We start from the raw sequence: 5,023 nt of genomic DNA on the forward strand, positions 1-5,023 counted from the left end.
GCGGCGAACTGTCGCTGCACAGCCCCGGCCAAGGCGGCGTCACCGTCAGCCTGCGGCCGGGGACCATGTGGAGCTACGGCGCCTGCCGCACCGTCGTGGCCCCGCCCCCCCCGCCGCCCAGGTATGGCATCACCATCGACGTGCCGCCCATCATCATCCGCTAAGTCCCGCCCCGCTGAAACGACCAAACGCCCGCCCCGGAAGCTGTCCGGGACGGGCGTTCATTTTTCGGCATGGCGCGGCCGGGGCTATTTCCGGCAGCACTTCTTGTATTTCTTGCCGCTGCCGCAGGGGCAGGGATCGTTGGGCCCGACCTTGGGGGCGTCGCGGCGCTTGGGCTGCTTCTTGCGCTCGCCCGTATCGCTGCCGCCGCTGTACTGCACTTCCCCGGCGGGCTCCTGTTTGTGCTGGAACTCCTCCTCGCGCACCTCGGTCCTGATGCGCACCCGGCACAGGGCCCGCACCGAGGCATCCTTGATGGTGAAGATCAGGCTCTGAAACAGGGTGAATCCCTCGCGCTTGTATTCCTGCTTGGGATCTTTCTGGCCGTAGCCGCGAAGTCCTATGCCATCGCGCAGGTGGTCCATGCTCAGCAGATGCTCTTTCCAGTTGCGGTCCAGGCTCTCCAGCAGAAAATACCTGGCGATCTCCTTGAAATGCTCCCCCGCGCCAGCCTTGAGGGTCTCCAACTGGTCGGCCACGGCCTGGCGCACGGCCTCTTTTTCCGAGTCGTCGCCGGTTTTGACCTCGGCGCGCACGGTGAACATCTCCTCGATGCGCGCCGCCGCCGCCTCCAGGGCCTCGGGGTCGTGATCCCCCTTGGAGGAGGCCAGGGGCTCGAAGACCTCGTCCAAAAGCTCTTCGATCCAACCCTCGATGAGCGCCTCCGGGGCCTCGGTGACCATGACCTCGCGGCGCAGGGAATAGATGACCTCGCGCTGCTGGTTCATGACGTTGTCGTATTCCAGAAGCTGTTTGCGGATATCGAAGTTGTGGGCCTCAACCCGCTTCTGGGCGTTCTCGATGGCCTTGGTGACCATCCGGTTTTCGATGGCCTCGCCCTCTTCCATGCCCAGCTTGTCCATGATCCCGGCGATGCGATCCGAACCGAAAAGCCGCATGAGGTCGTCGTCCAGGGCCAGGTAAAAGCGCGAGGAGCCGGGATCGCCCTGGCGGCCGGCGCGGCCCCGGAGCTGGTTGTCGATGCGCCGGGATTCGTGGCGTTCGGTGCCCAGGATGTGCAGGCCGCCCAGGTCCACCACGCCCTCGCCCAGCACGATGTCCGTGCCGCGCCCGGCCATGTTGGTGGCGATGGTCACCCGGCCCTTGTGCCCGGCCAGGGCCACGATCTCGGCCTCTTTTTCGTGCTGCTTGGCGTTTAAGACGTCGTGGGGCACGCCCTCTTTTTTCAAAAGCCCTGAGAGCAGTTCGGACTTCTCAATGGACACGGTGCCCACCAGCACGGGCTGGCCCTTTCTATGCAGCTCCTTGACGTCGGAGGCGATGGCCTTGAACTTGTCGGCCTGGCTCTTGTAGATGAGGTCTGGAAAATCCTTGCGCACCATGTTGCGGTGGGTGGGGATGGAGATGACCTCCAGGTCGTAGATCTGCTTAAACTCCACGGCCTCGGTGTCGGCGGTGCCGGTCATGCCCGAGAGCTTCTCGTACATGCGGAAGTAGTTCTGGAAGGTGATGGAGGCCAGGGTCTGGTTCTCGGCCTCGACCTTGACCCCTTCCTTGGCCTCCAGAGCCTGGTGCAGGCCGTCGCTGTAGCGGCGGCCGGGCATGAGCCGCCCCGTGAACTCGTCCACGATGACCACCTGGCCCTCTTTGACGATATAGTCCACGTCGCGCTGGTAGAGATGGTGGGCCCGAAGCCCCTGGAGCACATGGTGCTGGAGGCTGACGTTGGCCGGATCATAGAGGTTTTCCACGCCCAGGATCTGCTCGCAGCGGGCCACGCCCTCTTCGCTGATGAGCACGCTTTTGCCCTTTTCGTCCAGGGTGAAATGCGTGTCCAGCTTCAGGGAGGGGATGATGGCGTCGATCTTGGAATACAGCGCCGTGGACTCCTCGGCCGGGCCGGAGATGATCAGCGGCGTTCTGGCCTCGTCGATGAGGATGGAGTCCACTTCATCCACGATGGCGTAGTTCAGCGGCCGCTGCACGAGCTGTTCCTTGTAGAACTTCATGTTGTCGCGCAGATAGTCGAAGCCGAACTCGTTGTTGGTGCCGTAGGTGATGTCCGCGCCGTAGGCCTGCTGGCGCTCCTGGTCCGAGAGGCCGTGGACGATGACCCCCACGGTGAGTCCCAGATATTCGTAGAGCTTGCCCATCCAGGCCGCGTCGCGCCTGGCCAGGTAGTCGTTGACGGTGATCAGGTGCACGCCCTTGCCGGACAGGGCGTTTAAGACCACGGGCAGGGTGGCCACCAGGGTTTTTCCTTCGCCGGTCTTCATCTCCGCGATCTTGCCCTGGTGCAGGGTGATGCCGCCGATGAGCTGCACGTCGAAGTGGCGCATGCCCAGGGCACGAACCGAGGCCTCCCTGACCAGGGCGAAGACCTCGGGCAAAAGCTCGTCCAGGGGGCGGCCGTTTTGCACCTCCTGGCGCAGTTCCGCGATGCGGGCCTGCATGGCCGCCTGGTCCAGCGGCTGTACGGACGCCTCCAGATCGCCAATGCGGGCGACCAGGGGGGCGAGGCTTTTTATATAGCGGTCGTTGCGCGACCCCAGGATTTTTTTGGCGATGGCCTTAAACATGGATATCTCCTTGGCGCCTCTGGGAAGCCGCAGGAGGCGGCGTGCTGGTCGGGAGCGGGCAGGGCCGCTTCGAGGCTGTGTTGTCGGGTGAACGCCGCGCGCCTGCCGGGCAGGCTCTCTTTCGTCGGGCGAACGATGCTAGCCGGGTTGGGTCGACGGGTCAACAGCGGGCTTTTTCATGGAAAAATCGACCTTGATCTTGAAGAGCTTTTCCGCCGGAAGGTTCAGGATCTCGATGCCCGTGGCGGCGTGTATGGCCGCCAGGGTGTCCCGCATGCTGTCCCGGCCGGGGCCGATCAGGGTGAACCAGACATTATAGGGATGGGCGCGCAGGTAGTTGTGGGTCACGCCGGGATGCCGGTTGACCTCGGCCACGAAGGCCTCGATGCGGTCCTCGGGAACCTGGGCCGCGCACAGGGTGCTTAAAAACCCCAGCTTGCGGGACTGGAAGCTGGCCCCGATGCGACGTATGACGCCCTTTTGCTTGAGCGCCCGGACCCGGGCCAGGGTCTCGGCCTCGGTCAGACCCACTTTTTCGCCGATGGCGGCGTAGGGGCGCTCACACAGGGGAAAGCCGGACTGAATCTCGGAGAGGATGTCGCGGTCGATGAAATCCATGGCCGGTACATAGGGTCGCCAGGGGCGGCTGTCAATTGATCCCGCCGGTTTTTGCAAGCTCGGCCTCCTCCCTCTCCACCCGGTTTCGCCCGCCCTCCTTGGCCCGGTACAGGGCCGCGTCGGCCCGCTTGACCAACGGCTCCGGCGGTTCGCCCGGACGGTACTGCGCCACCCCGAAGCTCGCCGTCACCCCGGGCACGCCCGGAAACGCCTGGGCCGCCACGGCCGCACGCAGCCGCTCGGCCAACTCCGCCGCCCCCTCGACACCCACCCCCGGGGCCACCACCAGAAACTCCTCGCCCCCCCACCGGGCCAGCCGGTCATTTTCCCGCAAAAGCCCCATGACCAGCCGGGCCATCTCCGTCAGCACCACATCCCCGGCGTCGTGGCCGTAGGTGTCGTTGACCCGCTTGAAATGGTCGATGTCGAAAAGAATCACCGACAGGGGCGTGGCGTAGCGCCGGGCCCGGGAGGTCTCGTCGGCCAGGATCTCCGAGAGCTTGCGCCGGTTGAAGGCCCGGGTCAGGGGGTCCACCGTGGCCAGGTCGATCAGGTCGCGTTTTTCGTATTCGAGCTCCGTAATGTCGGTCAGGGTGAGCATGAGGCGATCCGCCCCGGGCAGGCGGGCGGCCGCCGCCTGGAACACGTGGGCCGGGCGGCCGGGATAGCGGGGATGCACCAGGCTTACGATGTGTTCCCGGTCCAGGGGGTCGTCCAGGATGTCCCGGGCGAACCGGGCCGGATCGGCCAAGGGCGCGTCCTCCACCTGGAAAAAGTCGCTGACGCTCATCCCCATGGCCTGAAATTCATGGAACGAGGACAGCCCCATGCAGCGCAAGAGCCCCCGGTTGACGTATTCCAGCCTCCCCCGGGAGAAAATGGCCTGGGGATGGGGCGAGGCGTCCAGGAAAAAACGCACCAGCCGGTCGGACTCCCCGGCCGACCGGCGCAGGGCCGCCACCCGGGCGGCATCCTCCACCAACGGCAAAAGCCGTTCCGGGTCCACGGGAATGGGCACCAGACGCACCGTGGGCAAAAAAAGGGTGGACACCAACTGCGTGACCTGGCGGGCCGTGCCCAGGAGGAAAAACGGCACATGCGGGTCCGTTCCGGCCGCCGTCAGGGCCAGGCTCACGCCGTCAAGCCCCGGCATCTGGATCTTGGCCATCACCAAATCCGGCTTGTGGCGGCCGAAAAGGGCCAGGGCCTCCACGCCGTTTTCGGCCTCCAGGACCAGAGAAAAGCGGGACCGCAACAGCCGCCCCCAGACGGCCCGGCCCACGACATCGGGATCGGCCAGCAGCACGCTTTGATGCTTGCCCGGGGCGTAATGCTCCACCGGTTCGGTCATGTCCATGCGCGGCTTTTTGGTTTCCGGGGTCTGCCCGGGTTGCTCCCATCGGACAGGGAACGTCCGATATGCCTTTGTCTTAGTGCCCACATCCCGGTTTGTAAACCGCACAAGGCGCCTCCCCTTGTCCGACGGTTGTTTTTGGGCCGGAAATGGTTACATTTAAAAAAGTCTCTCGCCTGCGCGAAAGAACGTTCTCGCCCGCGCCAGGCAAGGAGGTCGCCATGAGACGACTCACCGGACTGTGCGCCGTGGCGTGCATGGTTCTCGCGGCCGGTGTCTGCGTGCCGCC

General features: G+C 65.1%; 3 protein-coding genes. All 3 read right to left on the minus strand.

The genetic code is table 11. The annotated features are described in order from the left end of the window. Nucleotides 1-248: 248 nt before the first annotated feature. Nucleotides 249-2,762, minus strand: a complete 2,514-nt coding sequence (gene secA, locus V3572_RS06305; RefSeq protein ID WP_332110130.1) for a preprotein translocase subunit SecA — start codon at nucleotides 2,760-2,762, stop codon at nucleotides 249-251. Nucleotides 2,763-2,900: 138 nt separating this feature from the next. Beyond that, on the minus strand, nucleotides 2,901-3,380 hold the full coding sequence (gene ahbA / locus V3572_RS06310; RefSeq protein WP_332110131.1) for a siroheme decarboxylase subunit alpha: 480 nt from the start codon (nucleotides 3,378-3,380) through the stop codon (nucleotides 2,901-2,903). Nucleotides 3,381-3,411: 31 nt separating this feature from the next. Then, nucleotides 3,412-4,737, minus strand: a complete 1,326-nt coding sequence (locus tag V3572_RS06315; RefSeq protein ID WP_332110132.1) for a GGDEF domain-containing response regulator — start codon at nucleotides 4,735-4,737, stop codon at nucleotides 3,412-3,414. Between the last annotated feature and the right edge of the window lie 286 nt (nucleotides 4,738-5,023).

It is taken from the genome of Desulfolutivibrio sp., from assembly GCF_036584575.1.
Taxonomy (GTDB): domain Bacteria; phylum Desulfobacterota; class Desulfovibrionia; order Desulfovibrionales; family Desulfovibrionaceae; genus Desulfolutivibrio.

Bases quoted from the DNA above. Each gene is read 5' to 3' on its own strand.
- secA (WP_332110130.1), bottom strand. From the start codon at position 2,762: ATGTTTAAGGCCATCGCCAAAAAAATCCTGGGGTCGCGCAACGACCGC.
- ahbA (WP_332110131.1), bottom strand. From the start codon at position 3,380: ATGGATTTCATCGACCGCGACATCCTCTCCGAGATTCAGTCCGGCTTT.
- V3572_RS06315 (WP_332110132.1), bottom strand. From the start codon at position 4,737: ATGGACATGACCGAACCGGTGGAGCATTACGCCCCGGGCAAGCATCAA.